24 protein-coding genes and 1 riboswitch are annotated in these 26,997 nt (G+C 71.2%); of the genes, 17 read left to right on the top strand and 7 right to left on the bottom strand.

Annotated elements, in window-relative coordinates; translation table 11 throughout:
* Complete coding sequence (thiO, locus tag KBX21_RS24560) at nt 1-1,206, bottom strand: glycine oxidase ThiO (RefSeq protein ID WP_210843973.1); 1,206 nt, start codon at nt 1,204-1,206, stop codon at nt 1-3.
* A riboswitch (TPP riboswitch) is annotated at nt 1,205-1,315 on the bottom strand. (Overlaps the previous gene by 2 nt.)
* Nucleotides 1,316-1,434: 119 nt before the next feature.
* On the opposite strand from thiO, the gene KBX21_RS24555 reads away from it, so the two are divergent.
* Entirely contained in the window at nt 1,435-1,794 is a 360-nt protein-coding gene (locus tag KBX21_RS24555; RefSeq protein WP_026129616.1) for an Rv2175c family DNA-binding protein, read from the top strand.
* A gap of 66 nt (nt 1,795-1,860) precedes the next feature.
* Entirely contained in the window at nt 1,861-2,526 is a 666-nt protein-coding gene (gene thiE / locus KBX21_RS24550; protein WP_210843971.1) for a thiamine phosphate synthase, read from the top strand.
* A gap of 454 nt (nt 2,527-2,980) precedes the next feature.
* On the opposite strand, the gene KBX21_RS24545 is transcribed toward thiE, so the two are convergent.
* The 4 genes from KBX21_RS24545 to KBX21_RS24530 all read right to left on the bottom strand — a co-directional run bounded on the left by KBX21_RS24545 (nt 2,981) and on the right by KBX21_RS24530 (nt 7,597).
* Nucleotides 2,981-3,952 (bottom strand): zinc-binding dehydrogenase, encoded by a 972-nt coding sequence (locus KBX21_RS24545; RefSeq protein WP_210843970.1) that lies wholly within the window; start codon nt 3,950-3,952, stop codon nt 2,981-2,983.
* Between the two features lie 139 nt (nt 3,953-4,091).
* A complete protein-coding gene (locus KBX21_RS24540) occupies nt 4,092-4,985 on the bottom strand; it encodes an SDR family oxidoreductase (protein WP_210843968.1) in 894 nt (297 codons plus the stop codon).
* Between the two features lie 68 nt (nt 4,986-5,053).
* Nucleotides 5,054-6,340, bottom strand: a complete 1,287-nt coding sequence (locus KBX21_RS24535) for a DUF418 domain-containing protein (protein ID WP_210843965.1) — start codon at nt 6,338-6,340, stop codon at nt 5,054-5,056.
* A gap of 171 nt (nt 6,341-6,511) precedes the next feature.
* Nucleotides 6,512-7,597, bottom strand: coding sequence for a polyprenyl synthetase family protein (locus tag KBX21_RS24530; RefSeq protein ID WP_210843963.1), 1,086 nt, complete (start codon nt 7,595-7,597; stop codon nt 6,512-6,514).
* Between the two features lie 256 nt (nt 7,598-7,853).
* Between KBX21_RS24530 and metF the strand changes: the two genes are divergently transcribed.
* Nucleotides 7,854-8,783, top strand: a complete 930-nt coding sequence (metF, locus tag KBX21_RS24525; protein WP_210843998.1) for a methylenetetrahydrofolate reductase [NAD(P)H] — start codon at nt 7,854-7,856, stop codon at nt 8,781-8,783.
* Here metF and KBX21_RS24520 read toward each other — a convergent pair.
* Together KBX21_RS24520 and KBX21_RS24515 are read right to left on the bottom strand one after the other, a co-directional pair.
* Nucleotides 8,701-9,309, bottom strand: a complete 609-nt coding sequence (locus KBX21_RS24520; RefSeq protein ID WP_307869274.1) for a GNAT family N-acetyltransferase — start codon at nt 9,307-9,309, stop codon at nt 8,701-8,703. The genes metF and KBX21_RS24520 overlap by 83 nt on opposite strands.
* A gap of 310 nt (nt 9,310-9,619) precedes the next feature.
* Complete coding sequence (locus tag KBX21_RS24515) at nt 9,620-10,114, bottom strand: transcriptional regulator (protein WP_013154123.1); 495 nt, start codon at nt 10,112-10,114, stop codon at nt 9,620-9,622.
* A 501-nt stretch (nt 10,115-10,615) separates the two neighbouring features.
* Between KBX21_RS24515 and pyrR the strand changes: the two genes are divergently transcribed.
* The 14 genes from pyrR to KBX21_RS24445 all read left to right on the top strand — a co-directional run bounded on the left by pyrR (nt 10,616) and on the right by KBX21_RS24445 (nt 26,962).
* Nucleotides 10,616-11,290, top strand: a complete 675-nt coding sequence (pyrR, locus tag KBX21_RS24510) for a bifunctional pyr operon transcriptional regulator/uracil phosphoribosyltransferase PyrR (protein ID WP_049565496.1) — start codon at nt 10,616-10,618, stop codon at nt 11,288-11,290.
* Nucleotides 11,290-12,198, top strand: a complete 909-nt coding sequence (locus tag KBX21_RS24505) for an aspartate carbamoyltransferase catalytic subunit (RefSeq protein ID WP_017546558.1) — start codon at nt 11,290-11,292, stop codon at nt 12,196-12,198. Before pyrR ends, KBX21_RS24505 begins: the two co-directional genes overlap by 1 nt.
* Nucleotides 12,199-12,307: 109 nt before the next feature.
* On the top strand, nt 12,308-13,609 hold the full coding sequence (locus tag KBX21_RS24500; RefSeq protein WP_049565485.1) for a dihydroorotase: 1,302 nt from the start codon (nt 12,308-12,310) through the stop codon (nt 13,607-13,609).
* A 56-nt stretch (nt 13,610-13,665) separates the two neighbouring features.
* Nucleotides 13,666-14,808: a glutamine-hydrolyzing carbamoyl-phosphate synthase small subunit gene (gene carA / locus KBX21_RS24495; RefSeq protein WP_210843954.1), complete on the top strand. Its 1,143-nt coding sequence runs from the start codon at nt 13,666-13,668 to the stop codon at nt 14,806-14,808.
* 15 nt (nt 14,809-14,823) lie between these two features.
* Nucleotides 14,824-18,132, top strand: coding sequence for a carbamoyl-phosphate synthase large subunit (carB, locus tag KBX21_RS24490; RefSeq protein ID WP_210843952.1), 3,309 nt, complete (start codon nt 14,824-14,826; stop codon nt 18,130-18,132).
* A 251-nt stretch (nt 18,133-18,383) separates the two neighbouring features.
* Nucleotides 18,384-19,283, top strand: a complete 900-nt coding sequence (locus KBX21_RS24485) for a dihydroorotate dehydrogenase electron transfer subunit (RefSeq protein WP_049565667.1) — start codon at nt 18,384-18,386, stop codon at nt 19,281-19,283.
* Between the two features lie 63 nt (nt 19,284-19,346).
* A complete protein-coding gene (locus tag KBX21_RS24480) occupies nt 19,347-20,288 on the top strand; it encodes a dihydroorotate dehydrogenase (protein WP_049565670.1) in 942 nt (313 codons plus the stop codon).
* 333 nt (nt 20,289-20,621) lie between these two features.
* A complete protein-coding gene (pyrF, locus tag KBX21_RS24475) occupies nt 20,622-21,329 on the top strand; it encodes an orotidine-5'-phosphate decarboxylase (RefSeq protein WP_210843946.1) in 708 nt (235 codons plus the stop codon).
* Nucleotides 21,330-21,720: 391 nt separating this feature from the next.
* Nucleotides 21,721-22,044, top strand: coding sequence for an integration host factor, actinobacterial type (gene mihF / locus KBX21_RS24470; protein WP_017546565.1), 324 nt, complete (start codon nt 21,721-21,723; stop codon nt 22,042-22,044).
* A gap of 329 nt (nt 22,045-22,373) precedes the next feature.
* A complete protein-coding gene (gmk, locus tag KBX21_RS24465) occupies nt 22,374-22,964 on the top strand; it encodes a guanylate kinase (RefSeq protein ID WP_049565678.1) in 591 nt (196 codons plus the stop codon).
* Nucleotides 22,965-23,098: 134 nt separating this feature from the next.
* On the top strand, nt 23,099-23,365 hold the full coding sequence (gene rpoZ, locus KBX21_RS24460; RefSeq protein WP_049565681.1) for a DNA-directed RNA polymerase subunit omega: 267 nt from the start codon (nt 23,099-23,101) through the stop codon (nt 23,363-23,365).
* 131 nt (nt 23,366-23,496) lie between these two features.
* Nucleotides 23,497-24,690, top strand: coding sequence for a bifunctional phosphopantothenoylcysteine decarboxylase/phosphopantothenate--cysteine ligase CoaBC (gene coaBC, locus KBX21_RS24455; RefSeq protein WP_210843993.1), 1,194 nt, complete (start codon nt 23,497-23,499; stop codon nt 24,688-24,690).
* 266 nt (nt 24,691-24,956) lie between these two features.
* Entirely contained in the window at nt 24,957-26,150 is a 1,194-nt protein-coding gene (metK, locus tag KBX21_RS24450; RefSeq protein WP_049565687.1) for a methionine adenosyltransferase, read from the top strand.
* Nucleotides 26,151-26,302: 152 nt separating this feature from the next.
* Nucleotides 26,303-26,962, top strand: a complete 660-nt coding sequence (locus tag KBX21_RS24445) for a DUF11 domain-containing protein (RefSeq protein ID WP_049565690.1) — start codon at nt 26,303-26,305, stop codon at nt 26,960-26,962.
* Nucleotides 26,963-26,997: the final 35 nt, after the last annotated feature.

Here is a 26,997-nt window from a genome sequence, read left to right as displayed (position 1 = left end):
CTACTCCCACGTCTGCTCACGCGTCCATCTGCTGGCTGCGAACCGGCGCGCGTACGGGGGCAGCGCGCCGGTGGTGAGGGCCTCGGCCATGACCTCCCCGGTCACCGGGGCCAGCAGGACCCCGTGCCGGAAGTGCCCGGCGGCCAGGTGTAGTCCGGGGACCCGGGTCGGGCCCAGGAGGGGTTCGTTGTCGGGTGAGCCCGGCCGCAGCCCCACACAGGTCTCGACGACCTCCAGCTCGCTCACCCCCGGGACGAGTTCGCGCGCGTCCCGCAGGACCTGCCAGAGCCCGCCCACCGTCAGGGAGGTGTCGTGGCCCATTTCCTCCTGGGTGGCGCCGACGATCACCTCGCCGTCCGCGCGGGGCACCAGGTAGACGGGGAACCCGCGCACCAGGCCGCGCACGGTGCGGGTGACCAGCGGTGGTTCCCCCGCGGGGACCCGGGCGCGCAACAGTTGCCCCTTGACCGGGCGCAGCGGCGGCACCACGGGTTCGGGCACCCGCACCCGGTCGCCCCAGCACCCGGCGGCGAGCACCACCTGTTCGGCGGGTAGCGCGGAGCCGTCGGCCAGGCGCACGCCCAGTCGCGCCCCGTCGGGGCCGGGGGAGGCGACCTCCTCCGCGTACCCGGAGACCTCGCGCACGCCCGCGCGCTCCCCGGCCCGGGCCAGGGCCAGGAGCAGGGCGCGCGGGTTCACGGAGTGGTCCTCGGGGGCCAGTACCCCGCCGCGCACGCCGGGCGCGAGGGTGGGTTCGAGGCGGCGGCACTCGCGGCTGGTCAGCCGTTGAGTGGGGATGCCCAGGCGTTCCTGGAGGGCGTGCAGGTCGGTGAGGACGGCCAGGTCGTCGCTGTCGAAGGCGACCAGGAGGGTGCCGGTGCGGCGGTGGCCGACGTCGACCCCGCTGGCCTCCTCCAGTTCGGCGACGAAGTCGTCGTACAGGCGCGCGGAGCGCACCCCGATCTCCATCAGCTCCTCCTCACCGAAGACCGCCTCGGTGGCGGGGGTGAGCATGCCCGCGGCGACGGTCGAGGAGGCGCGGGCGGCGGAGGGTTCGGTGACGGGGTCGGGTTCGACGAGGGTGACGGCGAGGCCGCGCTGGGCGGCCCGCCAGGCGGTGACCCGGCCGACGACACCGCCGCCGACCACGACCACGGTAGTGGTGGGATGAATCGTCTTCTGCGGGGGAACGTCGTTGGTGCGCACGGCGCCGTGTTCCACTCCCTTCGCCGGTATGACCCGGATCAGGTTCGTGCGGTCGGAGGCCGCGAGCCTCCCTCTCAGCCGGGTCCACCCGGCTCCCGCGGGACATGTCTGTCCACCCATCGTAGGACAACCCGTCCGGACCGGCCGTGGCGGGGATCTCCCAGGCAGGGAGCCCCCAGGGCGGCGCGATGGTCTCCGGGGCCCGGTCGGGTGTGGCAGATTGGTGAGGTGACACAAAGCGATCGTGAACTCGACGAACTCGTCGGCGAATGGCTGACCCTGCGTGAGGCGGCCGCCCCGCTGGGCGTGAGCCCCAACCGCATCAAGACCCTCATCCGCGAGAACCGCCTGATGGGCGTGGTGCGTGGTGGTGAGCTCTCCATTCCCGCCGCCTTTCTGGACGGCCAGGACCTGGTCAAGGGCCTGCCGGGCACCATCGTGCTGCTGACCGACGCCGGATTCTCCACCGGGGAGGCCCTGCGTTGGCTGTTCACCCCGGACGACACCCTGCCGGGCACGCCGATCCAGGCCATGCGCGAGAACCGGGGCACCGAGGTCCGCCGCCGGGCGCAGGGCATGGCCTTCTGAGCCGTCCACGGCCCGGGGACGCACCACCTCGGTGACGTCCCCGGGCCGTTGGTTATGGTGGGGCGCGTGAGGACGAGCCACGGAACCAGCCTGCGCGAGCGCCTGGACGCATCCCTTCTGTACCTGTGCACCGACGCCCGGACCGGGAGCGGTGATCTCGCGGAGTTCGCGGACGCCGCCCTGTCCGGCGGTGTGGACATCATCCAGCTCCGGGACAAGGGGCTGGAGGCGCGCGGGGAACTGGCCGCCCTGGAAGTCCTGAGGGAGGCGTGCGAACGCCACGGCGCCCTGCTCGCGGTCAACGACCGCGCCGACATCGCCCGCGCGGTGCGCGCCGACGTACTGCACCTGGGCCAGCGCGACCTGCCGGTACCCCTGGCCCGCGACGTCATCGGCGCCGACCCCCTGATCGGCCGCTCCAACAACGACCCCGAGGCCGCCGCGCGATCGGCGGAGGAACCCGGGAGCGACTACTTCTGCGTGGGCCCGACCTGGGCGACCCCGACCAAGCCGGGACGCCCGGCGGCCGGGCTCGAACTGGTGGAACGCGCGGCCGCGCTGGGCACCGACCGGCCCTGGTTCGCGATCGGCGGCATCGACCTGGAGAACGTGGACCGGGTGCTGGACGCCGGGGCCACCCGCGTGGTCGTGGTGCGCGCCGTCACCGAGGCGCAGGACCCGCGAGCGGCAGCCAGCGCCCTCAAGGCCAAGCTCACCGCGCGACTCGCCTGAACGAACACCGACGGCCCCGGGACCCCGCACGGGACCGGGGTCGCTCCATGCCCCGCCCCTCCCAGGGGCGTCTTCGAGCCGGCGACCGCACGGGGCCAGGGCGTGGTTCTCGGGTGCCTTCGCCGACGGCGGCCTGGCCGCCAGCGCACCGTAGGAGTTGGTGGGGCGGTGGTGGGCGACGTCGGGGCGGATCGATCCAGAAGAAGGGCCCTGTGTGTCCCCTCTTGGACGCACCGCCGGTGGCGGCGCGGCCGCCATCGATGTGAGCGTCCGTCTCCCCTGCTGTGCGCTGCCACGCGGGCTCCGCGGTGTCGCACGGTGGGACCCGACCGGGTGGCTGTCCGAGCTTCAACGGCGCACAGGCACATCCCGGTGGTGACGCGAGGACACCGGGCCGCAGGCGTCCGTCGAGGTTGGCGGCGGGTGGCGGGCGGGAGGAATGGTCCGGCACGACTCAGGGGACCAGGAGCACCTTTCCCGGCACACGGCGGCCCTCAAGAGCGGCGTGTGCCTCGGCGGCCCGCTCCAGCGGCAGGATCAGCCCCACGTGCGGCCGCAGGTGTCCGGCCCGCGCCTCCTCCAGTGCGAGCCTGGTGAGGTCGCCTCGGTCCGTTCCCGGCCGCGCCTGCATCTCGTTCAGACCCATGGCGGTGATCCCGCGCCGCTCGGCCTCGGCCGTGTCCACCTCGGCGAACGAGCCTCCGGCCGTGCCGTAGCTGAGGAACCGGCCGCCGTCGGCCACCGCCCCGAAGGAGGCCGATCCCAGCTCACCGCCGGCCCCGTCGATCACCACGGCGGCCCCGGCGCCGCCGGTGATCCCGCGCACCCGGTCCAGCCAGCCCGGCTGCGAGTAGTCCACGGCCTCCTCCGCTCCGAGGGACCGGGCCAGCGCCAGCTTCTCCGCGCCCCGGGCGGCGCCGATCACCCGGGCCCCCGCGAGACGGGCGAGTTGCACGACCAGGCTGCCCGCCCCGCCGGTGGCGGCCAGGACCAGGACCCAGGCATCCGGACCGAAGCGGGCGGCCCGCTCCAGCATCATCGCGGTCGCCCCGTCGACCATCAGGGCCAGGGCGTCGAGGGGGCGCAGCTCCTCGGGGACCCGGAGCAGCCCCTCGGCCGGGACGGTGACGCGATCGGCGTATCCGCCGTCGTCCGTGCGGGTGAGGACCCGCGTGCCCGTCCAGGCCGGGTCGCTGCCGGGGCCGACCGAGGTGACCCGGCCGACCACGCTGCCCCCGGGCACGTAGGGCGGGGCCTGGGGGAAGTGGCCCTGTGCGGCGCCGCTGCGGATCAGGGTGTCGAGGTAGATCACGTTGGCCGCCCCGACCTCGACCAGCACCTCGCCGGGGCCGGGTTCGGGGTCGGGTAGCTCCCGCGTCACCAGGACCTCCGGGCCACCGAACTCGTCCACTCGCACCGCGCGCATCTCCACCACTCTCCTTCGGCGGGGGAGTGTCCCCCGGAGCCAAGACTGGTTCCTCAACGAATGTTGAGGTCAAGGGCCGCCGTCCCGGACAAGGGGAACCGCCGCGCCGGGGGCACGGCGGTGGCGGGGGAGGGGGCGGTCAGCCCCCGACGTGGGAGAGGGCGCTCGGATGGCGGCGCAGGAACCCCTCGATGGACTGCGCCGGGTGCCCGGTCAGGTCGGGAACGACGGGCGAGACCACGTCCAGCTCCCCGGCGGCGATGGCGGCGTACGAGGAGGCCCAGCCCTCGATCGCCCACTCGGCGGCCCCGCTCGGACGACGCGATTCCAGGGCCTCCTCCCAGGTCTCGGGCACGTACCGGACGCTCCGCCCGGTCAACCGGCCCAGCTTCTCCACGGTGGCGCCCACCGACAACGACTCCGGCCCGGTCACGTCGTGTGTCCTGCCCTCCGAGGCCGCCGCCACCACCGGATCGGTCAGCACGGCCGCGGCGACGTCGGCCACGTCGTCGCGCGAGACCCACGCGACCCGGCCCTCCCCGGCCGGGCCGCGCACCACGCCCTTCTCGTCCACCCAACGGGGCAGCAGGTCCAGGTACAGGCTGGGTCTCAGGAACGTGTGGGACACACCCGTCGACCGGATGTGGGCCTCCGTGTAGAAGTGCGTGCGGGCGAACGTGAACGTGGACGCCGGGCCCGCGCCCAGGAACGACAGATAGACGATCCGTGACACACCGGCGCGGACCGCCCCGTCCACGGCGCTCAGATGGGCCTCCACCCGGTCCTCGGACTCCGTCGCCGAGACCAGGAAGAGCGTGTCCACGCCACGACAGGCCTTCTCGAAGGCGGCTGTGTCCTCGTAGACCGCCATCGCCGCGCTGCTCTCCGGGTACTCCGGAGCCCGGTTGATGTCGCGCACGATGAGGCGCTGAGCCAGTCCGAGCCGTGCGATCCGGGCGGCCACACGCCCGCCCAGCGCACCGGTGGCCCCGGTCACCCCTATGGTGTGGTTTGTCATGTGATCGTCGCCCATGGAAACCCATCCTGGGGTACGAGTGTCCACCGGTCGCTGACCGGCGCGCCCCTTTTTGCGCCCCCCGGTCAGGCGCTGGTGCGCTCTTGGTGCTCGTCCGCCCGGGGCGGTCCGGAGGGCTCCGCGACCGCCCTCGTCGAACGCCGGTAGGACAGCTTGCGCAGCAGCACCTCGGCCGGTCCGCGTCGTCCGGCGCGCTCCATGGCGTAGGCGCCCGCCACGGTGACCAGCCACACCGCGACCGCGTACAGGAACATCGTCCACGAGGTGAGGTACGCGGCCAGGCCCAGACCCCACGCGGCCAGGATCGGCGCGCACAGGACGGACTGCGCCAGGTAGGCGCTGAGGGAACGCCTGCCGGTGGCGCCCAGAGCGGTCACCACGACCCCACCGGTCCGGCCGCGCTCCTGGAGGCGGTGGGCGATCAGCGCGATCAGCGCGACGTACCCCAGGCCGCCGAAGAGCCCGGTCAGCATGTGCGGGAAGGCGAGCATGAGGCCCTGGGCGGCGTTCAGGTCCCAGACACCGACCTGGTTCAGCGCCTCGGGGAGGCCGCCGATCCAGCCGACGGCGATGCCGAGGACCGCCACCCAGCGCAGGGCCCGCAGGTTCTGACCGGGCTCCTCCAGGAACCCGCGGCGCGCGGCCCAGAAACCGAGCAGGATCGCGGTGGGCACGACCAGGCCCAGCAGTCCCTGGCCGACGCTGACCAGCGGCCAGTTCGCCACCCGGTCCACGGCGGCGGAGGCGATGGACGGGTCACCGATGTTGCCCGCCATCTCGCTGATGTCGAAGCCGCCCGAGCCGCCGTCGGTCTCGCTGACGAACGGCAGGGCCAGGAGGCTGAACGCGCTGACCAACGTCATGAGCGAGGTCAGCACGGCGCCCCACACGATCAGGGTCACGTCCTTGCGCCGGAAGAACAGCCAGCCCAGGACCAGTCCGGCCACGCCGTAGGCGCCCAGGACGTCGCCCATCCACAGCAGCAGGGCGTGGAAGAAGCCGAAGACGATCAGCCACAGGTTCCGGCGGCGCAGCAGGGCGTTGACGCTCCTCACGTCGGCTCCGGCCGCCTCCTGGCGGCGGGCCAGCTGCATCATCCCGTAGCCGAACAGGAACGCGAACATCGGATAGCTGCGCATGTCCACGGCCATGATCGTGAAGAACTGGGCGACGGAGTCCAGGCCGCCCTCGGGGGTGGGATGCATGGTCGGGCCGTTGCTCGGGGCCGCCCACAGGTACCAGACGGTGTTGGCCAGGGCGATGAACAACAGCATGAAGCCGCGCGCGAGGTCGGGCGCCAACGCCCGGTCCGTGGCACCGGTCGGACCGAGCACGGGGGTCTGTCGGGACATGGGGAGGACTCCGGTGTCGAGATGTATCGTGAGTCTCGATTCAATCGGGAGTCAGGCAGAAGCCGCAACAGGTACCAGGCGTGAGAAAACCCCCGAAGTCGCCAGGGTTGACCCCTAGGGGCTTCGAGGGTGAGCGCCGGGGGTGGGTCGGTTCGACCCACCCGAGGCGGATCAGTGCGAGCGTCGCGTGGCCGCCACCACCAGGTCGCCGAGCGGCCCGCGGGCGGACGAGTCCAGCTCGGGGCTCTCCAGTGCGGCCAGCGCCTGGTCCGCGTACTCGGAGACCATCGACTCGCAGGCGGCCAGAGCCCCGGAGGACTCGATCAGGGCGCACATCCAGTCCACAGCCTCCACGGCGAGGTCCGGCGCGCCCAGCAGGCTCCGGAAGCGCTCGGCGTCGGCCGCGCCGGACCGGGCCAGGGTCTCGGCGACGACCAGGGTGCGCTTGCCCTCGCGCAGGTCGTCACCGGCGGGCTTGCCCGTGGTGCCCGGGTCGCCGAAGACCCCGAGCACGTCGTCGCGCAGCTGGAAGGCGATGCCCAGGGGGATGCCGTAGTCGGTGTAGACGCCGGCCAGCTCCTCGTGGCGCCCGGCCAGCGCGGCGCCCAGGTGCAGCGGCCGCTCCACCGTGTACTTGGCCGACTTGTAGCGCATCACGCGCAGGGCGGCCTCGCGGGTGGCGGTGCCCCGCACCTGCTCCAGGGTGTCCAGGTACTGACCGGCCATCACCTCCGTGCGCATCGCGTCGAAGGGGGGCCGCCCGGCCTGGAGCGTGTCCGGTGAGAACCCGCTGCCCTGGTACATCTCGTCCGACCAGGCCAGGCAGAGGTCGCCGATGAGGATCGCGGCGCCCTCGCCGAACCCCTCGCTGTCACCGTTCCAGCCGTGGTCGGCGTGCAGGCCGGCCATGCGCTTGTGCGTGGCGGGCCGCCCGCGCCGCGTGTCGCTGTTGTCGATCACGTCGTCGTGGACCAGGGCACAGGCCTGGAGGAACTCCAGGGAGGCCGCGGCCCGCACCATGCGCTCGTCACCGGCGGTGCCGCCCGCGCCGCGCCATCCCCAGTAGGCGAAGGTGGGACGCAGGCGCTTGCCCGCGGAGACCATCACCTCCAGGGAGTCCATGGCCGGGGCCAGTTCCTCCCCGATCTCCAGGAGCCGTTCGCGGTGCGAGGCGCAGAAGGAGGAGAGTTCGCGGTCCACGTCGGAGCGGATGACGGACACGGCTGAGGTGGCTGAGGAAGATGTGGAGACGGCCATACCCTGCACATTAGCGGCTGGTCCGCGCGAGGATGCCCCGGATCGAGGTAATGGGGTCCGGTCCCGGCAGAGGGGGCGAGTGAGACCCACTTTGCCCATAATGGGAGACAGTGTTGTCCATTGTGGCATTTGTTGTCTCGCATTATGAGAAATGGAGTCGGGTTCCAGTTTTTGTCTCAGAAAGTGGGACGCGGCGTCCGGTTGCGAGGGGGTCTCGCCTAAGGTTGATGCCATGTTGGCTGCACCGACCCGCCCCGTGGCGCCCCGAACCCCGGCTTCCAGGCCGCGTCATATCCGCGACCTCCTCGACTCGGGCGAGCCGATGTTCTCCTTCGAGTTCTTCCCGCCCCGCAACGCCAGGGCCCAGGAACGACTCTGGCGCGCGATCCGCGAGATCGAGGCCCTCGGCCCGTCCTTCGTCTCCGTCACCTATGGCGCCGGAGGCGGCACCCGCGACCTCACGGTGGAGACCACCGAGCGCATCGCGACCGACACCACCCTGATGCCGGTCGCCCACATGACCCTGGTGGACCACTCCGTCGCCGAACTGCGCCACCTCATCGGCCGCCTGGCCGACGCGGGCGTGTCAAACATGCTGGCCGTGCGCGGCGACCCGCCCGGCGACCCCGACGGCGAGTGGGTCCAGCACCCCGCCGGGCTCACCTACGCCGAGGAGCTGGTCCGGCTCCTCAAGGAGAGCGGCGACTTCTGCGTCGGAGTGGCGGCCTTCCCCTACAAGCACCCTCGCTCGGCCGACGTGGAGGTCGACACCGACCACTTCGTGCGCAAGTGCGAGGCCGGGGCGGACTACGCCATCACCCAGATGTTCTTCGACGCCGACGACTACCTGCGCCTGCGCGACCGGGTGGCCGCGCGCGGCTGTGAGGTGCCGATCATCCCCGAGGTCTTCCCGGTGGTGAAGCTCGCCTCCATCCCGCGCTCGGAGAAGCTCTCCGGAGCCCCGTTCCCCTCCGCGCTGGCCGAGCGCTTCCAGCGGTTCGGCGACGACGAGGAGGCGGTGCGCGCCTTCGGGATCGAGCACGCCCAGCGCATGTGCGAGCGGCTCCTCTCCGAGGGCGCCCCGGGCATCCACTTCATCACGTTCAACCAGTCCACGGCCACAAGGGAGATCTACCGCGAGGTCGCCGGGCACCGGGTCCGAGGAGCGGCAGTCGAGCGGCCATGATCGAGAAGGGCTGCTCGGGGGAGCCGGGGAAGGAGAAGGACTCCAGCACCTCGACGAACCCGCACGAGCGGTAGAGGTGGCGCGCCGCGGTGGGTCCCGTGCGGGTGGACAACACGGCGGTGCGCTCCGGCCTCCGCGCGCACAGCGCGTGCAGCAGGGAACGGCCCAGTCCCCGGTTCTGCGCGTCCGGGAGCACGTGGACCTCGGCGATCTCCAGCGGGTCCGTCAGGTACCGGCGCGCGTGCCGTGAGCGCCCATGCAGTCTCAGCCCCTCGGTGACGACGTCGTGCCACCACTGGCCCTCGCGGCCGTGGAAGGCGTAGGCGAAGCCGAGGGGGCGCTCGCCGTCCATGGCCACCACGCAACCGAACCCGGGGTAACCGGCGTGGGAGGCCATCACGGCGGCCCGCCCGGGGAGCTGGTCGGGCGGTGGGCGCATGGCCGCCTCGTAGATCTCCAGCAGGGCGGGCACGGAGTGGGTGAAGGCGGGGGGAGCGAGTTCGCGTAACTCGGTACGGGCTGCCACGCCCCCACACTAGGGCGTGTCCACCGGTCGCCGCTGGTCCTGGCGTGCGCCGTGCGCGCCGCTCCTTGACGAGTCCCCCGGGTGGAGTGTTAACTGTGCTCTGTCGAACACGAGTTCGACTGGCTCCGTCGGTTCGTCCGACGGGGCACGGCGCGGCCGGGTCGGGGAGGGGAAGCCCCTGCCCGGCCGCGTGCGTTCACGCGGGAGCGCCGTGCGGCGTTCCCGTGTCCGGACACACTGAAGGCCGGGTGTTCCCCCAAGGGGGCACCCGGCCTTCTCCCGTTCCGGGGGTTCCCGGAGCCGGAGATTCCTAGAAGGCGTCGACTGCGCGACGCGCCTCGGGGTCGAGGACGCCCCAGTTGATGAGTTCCTCGGTCAGGTCGCCGGGCGACTTGTCGTAGATGACCGCGAGTGAGCGCAGGTCCTCCTGGCGGATGGACAGCACCCGCCCGTTGTAGTCGCCCCGCTGGCTCTGGATGGTGGCGACGTAGCGGGAGAGCGGGCCCGCCTTCTCCTGTGGGAGCTGCTGCATGCGCTCCAGATCGATGACCAGCTTGGGTGTGGGCCCAAGGGGTGTGGGGGCGGCGCCGCCGGGCAGCAGCTCCGACATCGGCACCCCGTAGAAGTCGGCCAGTTCGGCCAGCTTCTGAACGGTGACGGCACGGTCACCGCGCTCGTAGGAGCCCACCACGACGGCCTTCCAGCGTCCGTGGGACTTCTCCTCCACCCCGTGAAGGGACAGGCCCTGCTGGGTGCGGATGGCACGCAGTCGCGCACCGAGGGACTTGGCGTATTCGGATGGCATTTTCTTGTCGCTCCCGGCCGTGACGGTGGCTGGCGTGAGTGGGGAGACGTCCGCTCGTACTCGGCGGGCCGCCTGAGCGGTCCAGCGGATGGTCACGGGGTGCAACCCCACCCGGTAGTGGTTACAGACAGTGACGGTAGAGGGGGGCTGGTGTCCAGGTCAAGCTGTTGGTGTGAAACGCGACTAATCAGTGGCCAAACCGTGCGTAGGTGAGACGCCTCTCATTTTGGGAGAAGTGGGGGCGAGTGGGGCACGCACGGAGGGCGGAAAGCCCGTCCCTACAGGGAATTTCGCGTTTCATCCGAATGGTGTGCAAATCCGGAGTGTCATGATACGGATACTCTTAGCTGGGCAATCATCGACGGTCTTTGTGGTCAGCATCACACTTACAGTCTCGGAGCGTGGAACGCGCCAGAGGGCCTCACCGTCCGCGCTGGTAGCGTGGCTCCGATCGACATCCTTTAACGACCTGTTCTGTGAGGCAGGGAAGGGGTCACTACTTTGCGTGCGCGAAAACCAACCAGGGGTGACACGGGTACTGGTGTCCCCGCGCCCTCACCCGAGGTACCGGAAACCCCCGACGTACCCGAAGGCACCAGAGCCGTCCTCGACGGCAACGAGATCAACCGGGCCCTGACCCGCATCGCCCACGAGGTGCTCGAACGCACCAAGGGCGGCGAACACGTCACCCTCCTGGGCATCCCCTCACGGGGCGTACCGCTCGCCGAGCGCCTGGCCCGCCGCATCGAGCGTGTCGAGGACCTCAGCGTTCCCCACGGCTCGCTCGACATCACGATGTACCGCGACGACCTGCACCTGGCCCCGGCCCGCGCCCTGGGCCGGACCGCGATCCCCACGGGCGGCCTCGACGACCGCGTGGTCGTCCTCGTCGACGACGTCCTCTTCTCCGGCCGCACCGTCCGTGCCGCCCTCGACGCCCTCGGCGACCTCGGCCGCCCCCGCGCCGTCCAGCTCGCCGTCCTCGTCGACCGGGGCCACCGCGAACTCCCCATCCGCGCCGACTACGTGGGCAAGAACCTGCCCACCTCCCTGCGCGAGAGCGTCACGGTCCTTCTGTCCGAGACCGACGGCCAGGACGCGGTCCTCCTCGGTCCCTCGAAGCCGCGCTCCGGCGCGGTCGCGACCTCGGCCGACACCAAGGAAGGGGACGCCTGATGCGCCACCTGCTCTCCACCGGCGACCTCAGCCGCGACGAGGCCACGCTCATCCTGGACACCGCCGCCGAACTGGCGCAGGTCGGGGACCGCTCCGTCAAGAAGCTGCCCACCCTGCGCGGGCGCACCGTGGTCAACCTCTTCTACGAGGACTCCACGCGCACCCGGACCTCCTTCGAACTGGCCGCCAAGCGCCTGTCCGCCGACGTCATCAACTTCTCGGCCAAGGGCTCCAGCGTCTCCAAGGGCGAGAGCCTCAAGGACACCGCGCTCACCCTCCAGGCCATGGGGGCCGACGCCGTGGTCATCCGGCACAGCGCCTCCGGCGCCGCCCACCGCCTGGCCCACTGGGTGGACGGCTCCGTCCTCAACGCGGGCGACGGCACCCACGAACACCCCACCCAGGCCCTGCTGGACGCCTACACCATGCGTGACCGCCTGGGCCGTCTCGACGGCCTGCGCGTGGCCGTGGTCGGCGACATCCTGCACAGCCGGGTCGCCCGCTCCAACGTGCTGCTGCTTACCACCCTGGGCGCGCACGTCACCCTGGTCGCGCCGCCCACCCTGCTGCCGGTCTCGGTGCACACCTGGCCGTGCGAGGTCTCCTACGACCTCGACGAGGTCCTGCCCAAGTCCGACGTGGTCATGATGTTGCGGGTCCAGGCCGAGCGCATGCGCGACTCGTTCTTCCCCTCCGTCCGCGAGTACAGCCGCAACTACGGCCTCGACGGCGAGCGCCTGGGCCGGATGCCCTCCGACGCGATCGTCATGCACCCCGGTCCGATGGTCCGCGGCATGGAGATCTCCGCCGAGGTCGCCGACTCCCCGCGCTGCACCGTCACCGAGCAGGTCGCCAACGGTGTCAGCCTGCGCATGGCCGTGCTCTACCTGCTGCTCGGCGGCTCCTAGGAGCACCGGCCCCCGAGCACGCGAGAGCCGCCGGAGCGAGCCGCGCTGTTCGGGGCCCCGCCCAGGCCGCCCCACGAAACTCACGAAACACGAGAAAGCCGACACCCTCATGCCCGAAAACACCGGACCGTACCTGATCAGGGGCGCCCGCCCGCTCGGCGGTGACCCCGTCGACCTGCTGTTCGTCGACGGCCGTATCGCCGGGATCGGCCCGGACCTGGAGGCCCCCGAGGACGCCCTGGTCGTGGACGCCACCGGTCTGGTCGCCCTGCCCGGACTCGTGGACCTCCACACCCACCTGCGCGAACCGGGCCGAGAGGACGCCGAGACGGTGGCCTCGGGCTCCCGCTCGGCCGCGATGGGCGGCTACACCTCCGTACACGCCATGGCCAACACCGACCCCGTCGCCGACACCGCCGGAGTGGTCGAGCAGGTCTGGCGCCTGGGCCGCGAGGCCGGGTACTGCGATGTGCGCCCCGTCGGTGCCGTCACCGTCGGACTCGCCGGTCAGCAGCTCTCCGAGATCGGCGCCATGGCCGACTCCGCCGCGCAGGTCCGGGTCTTCTCCGACGACGGCATCTGCGTCTCCGACGCCCTGCTGATGCGGCGCGCCCTGGAGTACGTCAAGGCGTTCGACGGCGTCATCGCCCAGCACGCCCAGGAACCCCGCCTGACCGAGGGCGCCCAGATGAACGAGGGCTGCGTCTCCGACCGCCTCGGCCTGCCCGGCTGGCCCGCGGTCGCCGAGGAGGCGATCATCGCCCGCGACTGCCTGCTCGCCCAGCACGTCGGCTCGCGCCTGCACGTGTGCCACGTCTCCACCAAGGGCTCGGTCGACATCATCCGCTGGGCCAAGGCGCGGGGCTGCGACGTCACCGCCGAGGTCACCCCCCACCACCTGCTCCTCACCGACGAACTGGTGGAGGGCTACGACCCGATCTACAAGGTCAACCCGCCCCTGCGCACCGCCGAGGACGTCCAGGCGCTGCGCGAGGGACTGGCGGACGGCACGATCGACATCGTCGCCACCGACCACGCCCCCCACCCCGCGGAGGCCAAGGAGACCGAGTGGTCCAACGCCGCCATGGGAATGGTCGGGCTGGAGACCGCGTTGGCGGTCGTGCAGCGCACCATGGTCGACACCGGCCTGCTCACCTGGGCCGAGGTCGCCGATCGCATGTCCACGGCACCCGCCCGCATCGGACGGGTCAGCGGACACGGCCGTGAGCTCACCGTGGGCGAGCCCGCCAACGTCGTCCTGTACGACCCCGCGGCGCCGGTCGACGTCGACGGCGCGGCCATGGCGTCCAAGAGCGACAACACCCCCTTCCGGGGCATGACCCTGCCCGGTCGGGTCCGCGCCACGTTCCTGCGCGGCGCGCCCACCGTCCTGGAGGGGAAGATCAATTGAGTACACCGAACGCAGTGAACGCCCAGGCCGAGCCTGGTGCGGCAGAGGGGGAAAACGTGTCCGAGGAGACCGGCGGTCCGGCGATCCTGGTGCTTGAGGACGGTCGTGTGTTCCACGGCCGCTCCTTCGGCGCCACCGGCGAGACCTTCGGGGAGGCCGTCTTCAACACCGGGATGACCGGCTACCAGGAGACCCTCACCGACCCCTCGTACCACCGCCAGATCGTGGCGATGACCGCCCCGCACATCGGCAACACCGGGGTCAACGACGACGACCCCGAGTCCGGCCGGATCTGGGTGGCGGGCTACGTCGTCCGCGAGCCCGCGCGCATCCCCTCCAACTGGCGCGCCCAGCGCACCCTCGACGAGGAGCTGCGCCGCCAGGGCGTGGTCGGCATCGCGCTGACCGGCACCCGGGCCCTCACCCGCCACCTGCGCGACCGGGGCGCCATGCGCGCGGCGGTCAGCAGCGTGGAGAGCGACCCCAGGGCGCTGCTCGCCCGCATCCTCGAGCAGCCCCGCATGGCCGGTTCCGACCTCGCCGCCGAGGTCAGCACCGACGCCGCCTACGAGGTCCTGCCGCCCCAGGGAGTCGAGACCCGCCTCCACGTGGCCGCCGTCGACCTCGGCATCAAGGCCATGACGCCCCAGCGGCTGGCCGAGCGCGGGTGCAGGGTCACGGTCCTGCCCGCCACCGCCACCGCCGAGGACATCCTCGCGTTGGACCCGGACGGCGTCTTCTTCAGTAACGGCCCCGGAGACCCCGCCACCGCAGACCGCTCGGTCGACGCCATGCGCGGGGTCCTGGACGCCGGGAAGCCGCTCTTCGGCATCTGCTTCGGCAACCAGATCCTGGGCCGCTCCCTGGGCCTGGGCACCTACAAGCTGCCCTTCGGCCACCGGGGCGTCAACCAGCCGGTCATCGACACCCGCACCAAGAAGGTGGCGATCACCAGCCAGAACCACGGCTTCGCCGTGGACGCCCCGCTCGACGCACCCTTCGACACCCCCTACGGCCGGGCCGAGGTCAGTCACATCGGCCTCAACGACCAGGTCGTCGAGGGCCTGCGGCTGCTGGACCGACCCGTGTTCAGCGTCCAGTTCCACCCGGAGGCCGCCGCGGGCCCCCACGACGCGTCCGAGCTCTTCGACGAGTTCGTCGACCTGATGTCCGCCCAGCCCGCACCGGCTGCCAAGTAGTAAGAGGAACAGAGCATGCCGCGCCGTAGTGATCTTTCATCCGTCCTCGTGATCGGCTCCGGCCCGATCGTGATCGGGCAGGCGGCCGAGTTCGACTACTCGGGCACCCAGGCCTGCCGTGTCCTGCGGGCCGAGGGCCTGCGGGTCATCCTGGTCAACTCCAACCCGGCCACGATCATGACCGACCCGGAGATCGCCGACGCCACGTACGTCGAGCCGATCACCCCCGAGATGATCGAGAAGATCATCGCCAAGGAGCGCCCCGACGCGCTCCTGCCCACCCTGGGCGGGCAGACCGCGCTCAACGCCGCCGTCGACCTGCACGAGGCCGGGATCCTGGCCAAGTACGACGTCGAACTGATCGGCGCCAACATCGACGCCATCCAGTCCGGCGAGGACCGCGAGGTCTTCAAGGGGATCGTCGAGCGCATCGGTGGCGAGTCCGCCCGCTCGCGCATCTGCCACGACCTCCAGGAGTGCCTGGACGCGGCCGAGGATCTCGACTACCCGGTCGTCGTGCGCCCGTCCTTCACCATGGGCGGCGCCGGTTCCGGATTCGCCCACAACGAAAACGAGCTCCGCCGCATCGCGGGCCAGGGCCTGGCGCTCTCCCCGACCACCGAGGTGCTCCTGGAGGAGTCCATCCTCGGCTGGAAGGAGTACGAGCTGGAGCTGATGCGCGACACCAACGACAACGTCGTGGTCGTGTGCTCCATCGAGAACCTCGACCCCATGGGCGTGCACACCGGTGACTCCATCACCGTGGCCCCGGCCATGACCCTCACCGACCGCGAGTACCAGAAGCTGCGCGACATCGGCATCGCGGTCATCCGCGAGGTCGGCGTGGACACCGGCGGCTGCAACATCCAGTTCGCCGTCCACCCCACCACCGGCCGGGTCATCGTCATCGAGATGAACCCCCGGGTGTCCCGCTCCTCGGCCCTGGCCTCCAAGGCCACCGGCTTCCCGATCGCCAAGATCGCCGCCAAGCTGGCCGTCGGCTACACGCTGGACGAGATCCCCAACGACATCACCAAGGAGACCCCGGCCAGCTTCGAGCCCACGCTCGACTACGTGGTCGTCAAGGTCCCCCGCTTCGCCTTCGAGAAGTTCCCCGGCGCCGACCCCACCCTCACCACCACCATGAAGTCGGTGGGCGAGGCCATGGCCATCGGCCGGTCCTTCCCCGAGGCGCTCCAGAAGGCCATGCGGTCGCTGGAGAAGGCCGGTGTCGGCCTGACCTGGGCCGGGGACCCCGGCGACAAGGACGAGCTCCTGCGCCGCTCCGCCCAGCCCACCGAGCACCGCCTCCGCCAGGTCCAGCAGGCCCTCCGTGCCGGTGCGACCGTCGAGGAGCTGCACGAGGCCACGAAGATCGACCCGTGGTTCCTGGACCAGATGCTGCGTCTGGAGGAGACCGCCCGCGCCCTGGCCAGCGCGCCCAAGCTCGACGCCGCCCTGCTCCGCGAGGTCAAGGGCCTCGGCTTCTCCGACGTCCAGATCGGCGAGATCACCGGCAGGCCCGAGGACGTCGTCCGCGAACTCCGCCACGCCCTGGGCATCCACCCCGTCTACCTGACCGTGGACACCTGCGCGGCCGAGTTCAAGGCGGAGACGCCGTACCTGTACTCCAGCTACGACGAGGAGACCGAGGTCCCCACCGGAGACCGGCCCAAGATCATCATCCTGGGATCGGGCCCCAACCGGATCGGCCAGGGCGTGGAGTTCGACTACTCCTGCGTCCACGCCTCCTTCGCCCTCTCCGAGGCCGGCTTCGAGACCGTCATGGTCAACTGCAACCCCGAGACCGTCTCCACCGACTACGACACCAGCGACCGGCTCTACTTCGAGCCGCTCACCCTGGAGGACGTCCTGGAGGTCGTGCGCGCCGAACAGGCCGCCGGACCGGTCGTCGGCGTCATCGTCCAGCTGGGCGGCCAGACCCCGCTCGGACTGGCCCGCCGCCTCAAGGACGCCGGGGTGCCCATCATCGGCACCAGCCCCGAGGCCATCGACCTCGCCGAGGACCGGGGTGAGTTCGGCAGGGTCCTGGCCGAGGCCGGACTGCCCGCGCCCAAGTACGGCACCGCCTACTCGTTCGAGCAGGCCAAGGTCGCCGCTGACGAGATCGGCTACCCGGTCATGGTCCGCCCGTCCTACGTGCTGGGCGGCCGGGGCATGGAGATCGTCTACAGCGAGCGGATGCTCGCCGACTACATCGAGCGCAACGCCGAGGTCAGCCCCGAGCACCCGGTCCTGATCGACCGCTTCCTCGACGACGCCATCGAGATCGACGTCGACGCCCTCTACGACGGCAAGGACCTGTACCTGGGCGGCGTCATGGAGCACATCGAGGAGGCCGGCATCCACTCCGGCGACTCGGCGTGCACCCTGCCCTCCATCACCCTGGGCAGCGAGGACATCGAGCGGATCCGCTACTCCACCGAGGCCATCGCGCGGGGCACCGGGGTCCGGGGCCTGCTCAACGTCCAGTACGCGCTGGCCTCCGGAGTCCTCAACGTCCTGGAGGCCAACCCGCGCGCCTCCCGCACGGTCCCGTTCGTCTCCAAGGCCACGGCCGTGCCGCTGGCCAAGGCCGCGGCGCGCGTCATGGCCGGGAGCAGCATCGCGGACCTGCGCGCCGAGGGCATGCTGCCCGCCAAGGGCGACGGCGGCGACATGCCCGCCGACGCCCCGGTGTCGGTGAAGGAGGCCGTGCTGCCCTTCAACCGGTTCATCAACAAGGAGGGCGAGGGCGTCGACACCGTCCTCGGCCCCGAGATGCGCTCCACCGGTGAGGTCATGGGCCTGGACACCGGGTTCGGCCCGGCCTACGCCAAGTCCCAGCTGGCGGTCAACGGAGACGTGCCCACCCAGGGCAAGGTGTTCGTGTCGGTCGCCAACCGGGACAAGCGCTCGATGATCTTCCCGGTCAAGCGCCTGGCCGACCTCGGCTTCGAGATCCTGGCCACCGAGGGGACCGCCGTGGTGCTGCGCCGCAACGGCGTCCACGCCACCGTGGTGCGCAAGCACAGCGCGGGCACCGGACCCAACGGCGAACGTACGATCGTGCAGCTCATCCACGACGGCGGAGTGGACCTGATCGTCAACACCCCGTTCGGCAGCGCGGGCCAGTCCGGTCCTCGTCTGGACGGGTACGAGATCCGAACCGCGGCCATCTCCCGCGGGGTGCCCAGCGTCACCACCGTGCAGGGCCTGGCCGCCGCCGTGCAGGCGATCGAGGCCCGCGTTCGCGGCGACCTCGGGGTGCGCTCCCTCCAGGAGCACTCCCAGTCGCTCACGGAGAGCCGCCGGAACTCCTAGGCTGTAGAAGTCCGGGTACCGCCGGGCCGACCTCCCGCAGCAAGTGCGGGACGAGTCGAGCCGTCGGCGAGGAACGAGCCAGGCGTGGACGAGGATGCTGTGCTCGCCTCAACCCACATCCCCGGCAGTTCCGGGTACCCGGACACGGGCTGAAGCGGAGCGGAGGCCCACAGCAGGCACTGTCCGGGTGCCGCGCGAACCGCGCGGCACCCGGACAGTGAAGCCGAGTTCCAGAGAGGCCACCACCAGACATGAGCGACAACGGACCGGTGCAGACCAGGTGCCCCGTGCTGAACGTGCGCAGGGTGGACGCCTACTACGCCATCACCGTCGTCGCACCGGGCATAGCCGAACGGTTCCGTTCCGGGCAGTTCGTCTCGGTGGCGGTCGGCGGGGACCACTCCAGCACGCTGCTGCGCCGTCCCTTCGCGATCCACGACGTCAAGCCGGACTACGGCGGAACCGTCGAGTTCCTGTTCGCGGTGCGCGGCACCGGGACCGCCTGGCTCGCGGAACGAAGATCACGCGACCTGCTCGACGTGGTGGGCCCGCTCGGGCGGCCCTTCCCCCTGCCCCGTGACCCCGTCAACTGCGTCCTCGTCGGCGGCGGGTCCGGGAGCGCGCCGCTGTTCCCGCTGGCGCAGTCCCTGCGCAGGCGCGGCTGCCGGGTGGACTTCGTGCTGGGCGCGGCCTCCGCCGACCGCGTGTTCAGCGCCATCACCGCCCGCCGCATCGCGGAGACGGCCGCCTTCACCACCGACGACGGCTCCTTCGGCACGCGTGGACGGGTCACCGACGTCCTGGGCCGCGTGATCGAGGAGGCCCGTTCGGACGCGGTCTACGCCTGTGGCCCCATGCCGATGCTCAGGGCCGTCACCCAGGTGGCGGGCACCCACGGCGTCCCGGTGCAGGTCGCGGTCGAGGAGACCATGGCGTGCGGGATCGGGATCTGTATGACCTGCGTGATCCCGGTGGTGGGCGAGGACGGCATCACCCGGATGGTGCGCTCCTGCGTGGACGGCCCCGTGTTCCGGGGAGAGCAGGTGCGTTTCGACGACGTCGGGTCCATCCCCTTCGACGCCCTGGGCGCCCCGGGGTGGAAGGGGTCCAGCGCGGCCCGTGCGGCGGAGTCGGCCCGCGACATCGCCTGACCCATCAGAGCCATGAGAGGGCCCGGCGCGGTGCCGCGCCGGGCCGCGAGCGAGCGAAGGCCAGTGAACGCAGACCTCAGGACCAGGCTCGGCTCCCTCCAACTCCCGAACCCGGTGGTCACCGCCGCCGGGTGCGCGGGTTCGGGGCGTGAGCTGTCGCAGTTCTTCGACATCGGGGAGATCGGCGCGGTCACCACCAAGTCGTTGATGTTGGAACCGCGTGCGGGCAGACCCGCCCCGCGCATGGCGGAGACCCCCAGCGGGATGCTCAGCACCACGGGCATGCAGGGCCCGGGGGTGGACGTGTTCCTCCAGCGGGACCTGCCCTGGCTGCTCTCCAGGGGAGGGCGGGCGATCGTCTCCATCGCGGGGTCGGGCGTGGGTGAGTTCGGTGAGCTGGCGCGGCGCGTCTCCGAGGCGGAGGGCGTGGGCGCCATCGAGGTCAACCTGTCCTGCCCGAACCCGGCCGACCCCACGGGGCGGTACTTCGCCGACGACGCCGCCCAGGCCGCCACGGTGGTGCAGACGGTGCGCTCGCACGCCCGCTCCGACGTGCCGGTCCTGGCCAAGCTCGCCGCCGACGTCCCCGACGTCGTCGAGCTGGCCAGCGCCTGTGTGGCGGCCCGCGCCGACGGGCTGACCATGATCAACACCCTGCGGGGGATGAGCGTGGACACGCGCACGCTGCGCCCGGCGGTGGCCGGGGGGATGGGCGGGCTGTCCGGTCCGGCGATCCGCCCCCTGGCGGTGGGGTGCGTCTACCGGGTGCACGAGGCCTTCCCCGAGGTGCCGATCGTCGGCGTGGGCGGGGTGCGCACCGGTACGGACGTCCTGGAGTTCATGGCCGCCGGTGCCAGCGCGGTGGCGGTGGGGACGGTCAACTTCTCCGATCCGTCCGCCTGCACGCGGGTGCTGCGGGAGTTCACCGAGGCACTGGACGCGCGCGGCGTCTCCAAGGTCTCGGAGGTGGTGGGGGCCGCCCACCGTCCCGGAACGGGACTGTGACCGCCCGTTCACACACCCGCAGGGCCCCTGACCGGCCTGAACGGCGCTGAGATGGCTCTGTGTGCCCGAACGCGTGCTGCGGGGATACGTGGGTGGGTTCGCGGAGAACGTGCGCCTACGTCCGTTTGAGCGGCCGTTACGGGGAAGTGACGCGGGTTGGGCGCATGAAGCGCCCGATCCGGGGAACCGCACACCATGGTGGTGTGCACATGACAGCGAACGTGCATCGGCTGGTGCGTGTGTAAGCACGGGCGTAAGTACGGACGTAAGGCACGAACGGATGTTTTTCCGGCACCGGCCCGGCGCCGGTGGCACACGATTGGAGATACCGACATGACCGCGCCCTCAGCGCCCATCGCCGTCGCGATCGACGCCAACGAGATCGAGACGGCGGCCACCTGGGCCTCCGCGGTCGCGCCACACGTGAGCACGGTGAAGGTGGGGCTGGAGCTCTACCTGCGCTACGGCCCCGACGTGATCAGTGCCGTGCGGGGCGCCAACCGGGTCGGGGTCTTCCTCGACCTGAAGCTCCACGACATCCCCGCCACGGTCGCCGGGGCGGCCCGTTCGGTCGCGGGACTGCGGCCCTCGATCCTGACCGTGCACGCGTCCGGGGGAGCGGACATGGTCCGCGCGGCGGTCGAGGCCGCGCCGGACACCAGGATCGCGGCGGTCACGGTGCTCACGTCCATGAACGAGGCGGACCTGGAGCAGGTGGGGCTGCTCGGTCCCTCGCGGGACGCGGTGCGGCGCCTGGCGGTGCTCGCGGTGGGCGCGGGCGCGCGGGCGCTGGTGTGCTCGCCCCAGGAGGTCGCGATGGTCCGTTCCGAGGTGGGCCCGGGCGTCACGCTCATCACCCCGGGTGTGCGTCCGGCCGGGGCGGACCTCGGGGACCAGTCGCGGGTCGCCACCCCCGAGGCGGCGATCGAGGCCGGGGCGGACCTCCTGGTCATCGGACGACCCATCACCCGTGCCCCGGACCCGGGTGCCGCGGCGGCCTCGATCGCGGCGGCCGTGCGGCGCGCCGGGGCCCGTGTCTGAAACCCGGGGTCGGGTCCGGGCACCCGTGGGCTGCCCGGACTCGGGGGAGGTGAGGGCGGGAACGTCTCATTTGTCGCATCTGTCCCATCACTCACAGTTGTGGATCACGGACGGTCACCAATTAGGCGTGTCCGAAACCGGTAATCCACGGCGAAGAGTGACCCGAGTCACCGCAGGGTGACCTGCGCAGGTGGTGCGCTTTCCCAGCTCGGCAATCGGGACCAAAGTCCTGATTTTCGTGTCCGACCGCAATTGGATCGTGACTCTGGGTAGTTCCTTCGATGAAATAGCCCTTGAAAGGGCACTTTACGTTGCCTAACAGGGGTCAGACCTACTAACTTGCGCAGGCGTCCGCCCTCTACAAACGAGTAGAAAACCGAGGTGACCCGGCGTGGCCCTTCCTCCCCTCACACCCGAGCAGCGCAGCGCGGCTCTTGAGAAGGCCGCCAAGGCCAGAAAAGAGCGTGCGGAGGTCAAGAACAAGCTCAAGAACGGCGGCATCTCGCTGTCCGAGGTCCTCTCCAACGGACTCAAGGACGACGTCATCGGCAAGATGAAGGTTTCGGCTCTGCTGGAATCCCTCCCCGGTGTCGGCAAGGTGCGTGCCAAGCAGATCATGGAGCGGCTCAACATCGCTGAGTCGCGCCGTGTCCGAGGACTGGGCACCAACCAGCGTGCCGCCCTCGAGAGCGAGTTCGGCGACCTCACCAAGTAACACCGGTCCGGTGGAGACACCGGCCAGCACCGCCCCCGACGCGTCCCCCACAGTCGCTCGGAGCCGCCGCACCAATGGTCACGGCAAGCGGTGAGCAACAACTCGACGCCACGGTGGGGCGGGCGGGTGGACCCCAGGTCACACCCCGTCCGCCCCCACCGTGGCTCGGTGATATAAAGGGAGCTTCCCGCGACCGTACGCTGCGCGCCAGTACGCCAGCACGAGCCGCCCGCGCGGTGCTCGCCGGACCTCGGGTCCGGCCCGGGCAGCGCCCACGAGGCCCACGGCCCACCGCGTGGCGGAGAGCCGAATGGAAGCCTGATACTCACATGCCTGCGCAGACCGCAGACCAGACCCGACCGGCCGAGAAACGACTGACCGTCCTGTCCGGCCCCTCCGGCGTGGGCAAGAGCACGGTCGTCGCCCACCTGCGCCAGGTCAACCCCGACGTGTGGCTTTCGGTGTCGGTGACCACCCGCGCGCCCCGCCCCGGCGAGCGCGACGGGGTCCAGTACCACTTCGTCACCGACGAGGAGTTCGACCGCCTCGTCGCCGAGGACCAGCTCCTTGAGTGGGCCCAGTTCGCGGGCAACCGCTACGGCACCCCGCGCGGTCCCGTCGAGGAGCGCCTCAGCGCGGGGGTCCCCGTCCTGCTGGAGATCGAACTCCAGGGAGCCCGCCAGGTGCGCGAGTCCATGGACGACGCCCTGCACGTCTTCCTCGCACCGCCCTCCTGGGACGAGCTGGTCCGCAGACTGACCGGCCGGGGCACCGAGTCCGACGAGGTGGTCCAGCGCCGACTGGAGGTCGCCAAGGTCGAGCTCGCCGCCGAGAAGGAGTTCGACACCACCCTCGTCAACACGTCCGTACAGGAAGTGTGCGACGAGCTGCTAGCGTTGATGACAGCGCCCAAGGTGTGATAGTCGGGTGCGAATCGGGCCGCGCCGATCTCCGGCGGCGGCCGCATCCGCCCCGTTCCGGGCCTCTAGAACCTTTTCATCCAATCAACGTCACGGCTTTCGACGAGCCGGAGACCGTCCCTGGGGGTAACGAAGTGGCTGGTACCGAGCCCGTCGCCGAAGGCATCACCAACCCGCCGATCGACGACCTGCTGGCGTGCGTCGACAGCAAGTACAGCCTGGTCACCATGGCCTCCAAGCGGGCCCGCCAGATCAACGCCTACTACGCACAGCTGGGCGAGGGCCTGCTGGAGTACGTCGGCCCGCTGGTCGAGACCCAGGTCCAGGAGAAGTCCCTGTCCATCGCCCTGCGCGAGGTCAAGTCCGGCCTGCTCACCGCCGAGCCGTACGAGGGCAACTGACTCAGCGCCCCGACGGGGCACGCCCTGTCCGGGCGACACCGACCGCGCCCGTCGCACCCCCCACCCGGGGCGTGCGGCGGGCGCGGCCTGGTAGAACTCCATGTGTGAGTGACACAGAATCCGTTCCCCAGGTGGTCCTCGGCGTCGGCGGGGGTATCGCCGCCTACAAGGTGTGCGAGCTGCTGCGCCGACTGACCGAGTCCGGCCACCGCGTCCGGGTCGTGCCCACCGCCGACGCCCTGCGCTTCGTCGGTGAGCCCACCTGGGCCGCCCTGTCCGGCCAGCCCGTCGCCACCGGCGTGTGGGACGAGGTCCACGAGGTCCCGCACGTGCGCATCGGCCAGTCGGCCGACCTCGTCCTCGTCGCCCCGGCCACCGCCAACCTCCTCGCCAAGGCCGCCGCCGGACTCGCCGACGACCTGCTGACCAACACCCTCCTCACCGCGCGGTGCCCGGTCGTGTTCGCCCCCGCCATGCACACCGAGATGTGGGAGCACTCCGCCACCCAGGCCAACGTGGCCACCCTGCGATCGCGGGGAGCCGTCGTCCTGGACCCGGCCGTGGGCCGTCTCACCGGCGCCGACACCGGACGGGGGCGCCTGCCCGACCCCGCCGAACTCTTCGAGGCCGCCCGCCTGGTCCTGCGGCGGGGCGCCACCCGCTCCGACCTGGCGGGCCGCCGTGTGGTCGTCTCCGCGGGCGGCACCCGCGAGGCCATCGACCCGGTCCGCTTCCTGGGCAACCACTCCTCGGGCCGCCAGGGATACGCCCTGGCCCGCACCGCCGCCGCCCGGGGAGCCGACGTGACCCTGGTCGCGGCCAACGTCTCCCTTCCCGACCCAGCCGGGGTGCGCCTGGTGCGCGTGGAGTCCGCGGTGGAGCTGGCCGAGGCCATGGAGGCCGAGCGCACCGGCGCCGACGCCGTGGTCATGAGCGCGGCCGTCGCGGACTTCCGTCCGGTCACCAGCGCGGCCTCCAAGATCAAGAAGTCCGGTGACGCCCCGGCTCCGATCGAACTGGTGGAGAACCCCGACATCCTCGCCGGTCTGGTGGCCTCCCGGACGCGTGAGGGCACAGAGCAGACCATCGTGGGCTTCGCGGCCGAGACCGACGACGTGATCGACAACGGCCGCGCCAAACTGGCCCGCAAGGGCTGCGACCTGCTCGTGGTCAACCAGGTCGGCGGCGGGCGCGCCTTCGGCACCGACGACAACCAGGCGACGGTGCTCGGTTCCGACGGAAGCGCCGTGGACATTCCCACAGGGCCCAAGGAGGACCTCGCCGACCGCGTGTGGGACCTCGTGGTCGAACGACTTCCGGGATGAGCGTCACGGTCGGGGAGGGAACCCCGCCGTACAGCGCGATCCGGGTGAGCGTCACCGTCACCTCGGCAAAACTTCCGCTCGGCGCGCTGGATTCCTACCGCTGAGTACGACAGACTCGTTCGGGTGCCGACGAACGGCTGAGGAGGCCCGCCGCCGCGCATCCGCCCCCACCAGTCCCGTTACAGTGGACCGATAACCAACCGCGTCGGTCGGTATTGCCGTCCCGACACATGTCAGCCAGCAGCCGCTGCAAGGAGTCACTTAACGTGTCCCGCCGCCTTTTCACCTCCGAGTCGGTCACCGAAGGCCATCCCGACAAGATGGCCGACCAGATCAGTGACGCGATCCTCGACGCGATGCTCGCCACCGACCCCGGCAGCCGGGTCGCCGTCGAGACGCTGATCACCACTGGTCAGGTCCACATCGCGGGTGAGGTCACCACTCAGACCTACGTAGACATCCCCGCGATCGTGCGAGAGAAGATCCTCCAGATCGGGTACGACTCGTCCGCCAAGGGTTTCGACGGTGACTCCTGTGGGGTCAACGTCTCCATCGACGCGCAGTCCCCGGACATCGCCCAGGGCGTCGACACCGCCTACGAGGCGCGCGTCGAGCACGAGGACGACGTCCTCAACCGGCAGGGCGCGGGCGACCAGGGCCTCATGTTCGGTTACGCCAACCGTGAGACCCCCGAGCTCATGCCGCTGCCGATCAAGCTGGCGCACTCGCTCTCCGAGCGCCTTTCCGAGGTCCGCCGCAACGGCACCGTCCCCTACCTGCGTCCCGACGGCAAGACCCAGGTCACCGTCGAGTACGAGGGCCAGACCCCGGTCCGCCTGGACACCGTCGTGGTCTCCAGCCAGCACTCGGCGGACATCAACCTGGAGGAGATGCTGACCCCGGACATCCGGGAGCACGTCATCGAGCCCATGGTCGCCGCCTACGGTCTGGACGCGGACGACTACCGCCTCCTGGTGAACCCGACCGGCCGCTTCGAGATCGGCGGCCCGATGGGCGACGCCGGTCTGACCGGCCGCAAGATCATCGTCGACACCTACGGCGGCTACGCCCGCCACGGCGGCGGCGCCTTCTCGGGCAAGGACCCGTCGAAGGTGGACCGCTCCGCCGCCTACGCCACCCGCTGGGTCGCGAAGAACATCGTCGCCGCCGAGCTGGCCGAGCGCGCCGAGGTCCAGGTGGCCTACGCGATCGGCAAGGCCCACCCGGTGGGTGTGTTCATCGAGACCTTCGGCACCGAGAGGGTGGCGCCGGAGCTGATCGAGAAGGCGGTCAAGGAGGTCTTCGACCTGCGTCCCGCCGCGATCGTTCGCGACCTGGACCTGCTGCGTCCGATCTACTCCCGGACCGCCGCCTACGGTCACTTCGGCCGTGAGCTGCCGGAGTTCACCTGGGAGCGCACGGACCGCGCCGCCGCGCTGCGTTCGTTCGTCGGCGCCTAGGAGACGTACCAGTACCGAGGGCGGGTGGCCGTGGGCCACCCGCCCTCGGCCGTGTCCGGGACCCGCCGCATGCCCTACGCACCGTTTGACTACTCTGTGTTATTAATTATGCACAGAAAGTCATTAATGGTGCCATGTGGAGGGGGAACACCATGGCCGTGCCAGCTGCGGTGTCGGCGTTGGGCCTGGCCGCGTTGATCGCGCTGCCCGGACAGCCGGTCCAGACGGACGACGGGCCGGTACCCGGTGCCGGGAGCCTGCACGTCACCGTCCAGGAGCGGTCGGAGGATCGACTGCGCCCGGGCGACCGCGTGGAGTACACCGTCAAGGTGCGCAACGCCGGAGTCGAGGCGCTTCCGGACGCGCGTGTGGTGCAGTTCCTGCCCCCCTCGATGCGTTACGTCTCCGGTGCCCCCGAGGGGGTCGAGGAGGGGCGGGCCGAGTGGGTCCAGCCCCTCGAGCCGGGGGAGCGCGCGGCCCTCACCGTGGTCGGCGAACTCACCGAGGTGCCCGAGGGTGCCCAGCAACCGGTCTCCACCGTCTGCCTGCGCCCCGCCGCGGACGCGTCGCTGTCCTCCTGTGCCTCCGCCGTCCACGAGGTCCAGCGGGTGGTGCCGATGGTCTGGGTGGTGGCCGGGCTGCTCGCCGTGGCCGCCTTCGCGATCGCGGTGGGCGGCTACCTGCGCTATCGGGGCACCCGTGGACCCCGGCCGGAACCGGAGACCCCGAGCAACCACAGCCCGGGTTCGGTGCCCAACCTGCGCACCTTCCCGGGACGGGCGCCCGTCTACCACCTGGATGCCCACAGGTGACCGGGGACTGAGAGGCGGGGCCGGGGAGCATCCCC

Source organism: Nocardiopsis sp. B62, from assembly GCF_018070675.1.
In the GTDB taxonomy this organism is placed as follows: Bacteria; Actinomycetota; Actinomycetes; order Streptosporangiales; family Streptosporangiaceae; genus Nocardiopsis; species Nocardiopsis prasina.
Note: the sequence above shows the minus strand (reverse complement) of the source record. Positions and strands in the feature narration are given on the sequence as shown.

Excerpts from the sequence above, each read along its gene's own strand:
- KBX21_RS24485 (WP_049565667.1), top strand. The coding sequence starts at position 18,384 with ATGAGCGACAACGGACCGGTGCAGACCAGGTGCCCCGTGCTGAACGTG.
- KBX21_RS24530 (WP_210843963.1), bottom strand. The coding sequence starts at position 7,597 with ATGGCCGTCTCCACATCTTCCTCAGCCACCTCAGCCGTGTCCGTCATC.
- gmk (WP_049565678.1), top strand. The coding sequence starts at position 22,374 with ATGCCTGCGCAGACCGCAGACCAGACCCGACCGGCCGAGAAACGACTG.
- KBX21_RS24545 (WP_210843970.1), bottom strand. The coding sequence starts at position 3,952 with ATGCGCGCGGTGCGAGTGGACGAGTTCGGTGGCCCGGAGGTCCTGGTG.
- KBX21_RS24515 (WP_013154123.1), bottom strand. The coding sequence starts at position 10,114 with ATGCCATCCGAATACGCCAAGTCCCTCGGTGCGCGACTGCGTGCCATC.
- KBX21_RS24445 (WP_049565690.1), top strand. The coding sequence starts at position 26,303 with ATGGCCGTGCCAGCTGCGGTGTCGGCGTTGGGCCTGGCCGCGTTGATC.
- carB (WP_210843952.1), top strand. The coding sequence starts at position 14,824 with ATGCCGCGCCGTAGTGATCTTTCATCCGTCCTCGTGATCGGCTCCGGC.
- pyrF (WP_210843946.1), top strand. The coding sequence starts at position 20,622 with ATGACCGCGCCCTCAGCGCCCATCGCCGTCGCGATCGACGCCAACGAG.
- KBX21_RS24500 (WP_049565485.1), top strand. The coding sequence starts at position 12,308 with ATGCCCGAAAACACCGGACCGTACCTGATCAGGGGCGCCCGCCCGCTC.
- KBX21_RS24505 (WP_017546558.1), top strand. The coding sequence starts at position 11,290 with ATGCGCCACCTGCTCTCCACCGGCGACCTCAGCCGCGACGAGGCCACG.
- KBX21_RS24535 (WP_210843965.1), bottom strand. The coding sequence starts at position 6,340 with ATGTCCCGACAGACCCCCGTGCTCGGTCCGACCGGTGCCACGGACCGG.
- KBX21_RS24540 (WP_210843968.1), bottom strand. The coding sequence starts at position 4,985 with ATGGGCGACGATCACATGACAAACCACACCATAGGGGTGACCGGGGCC.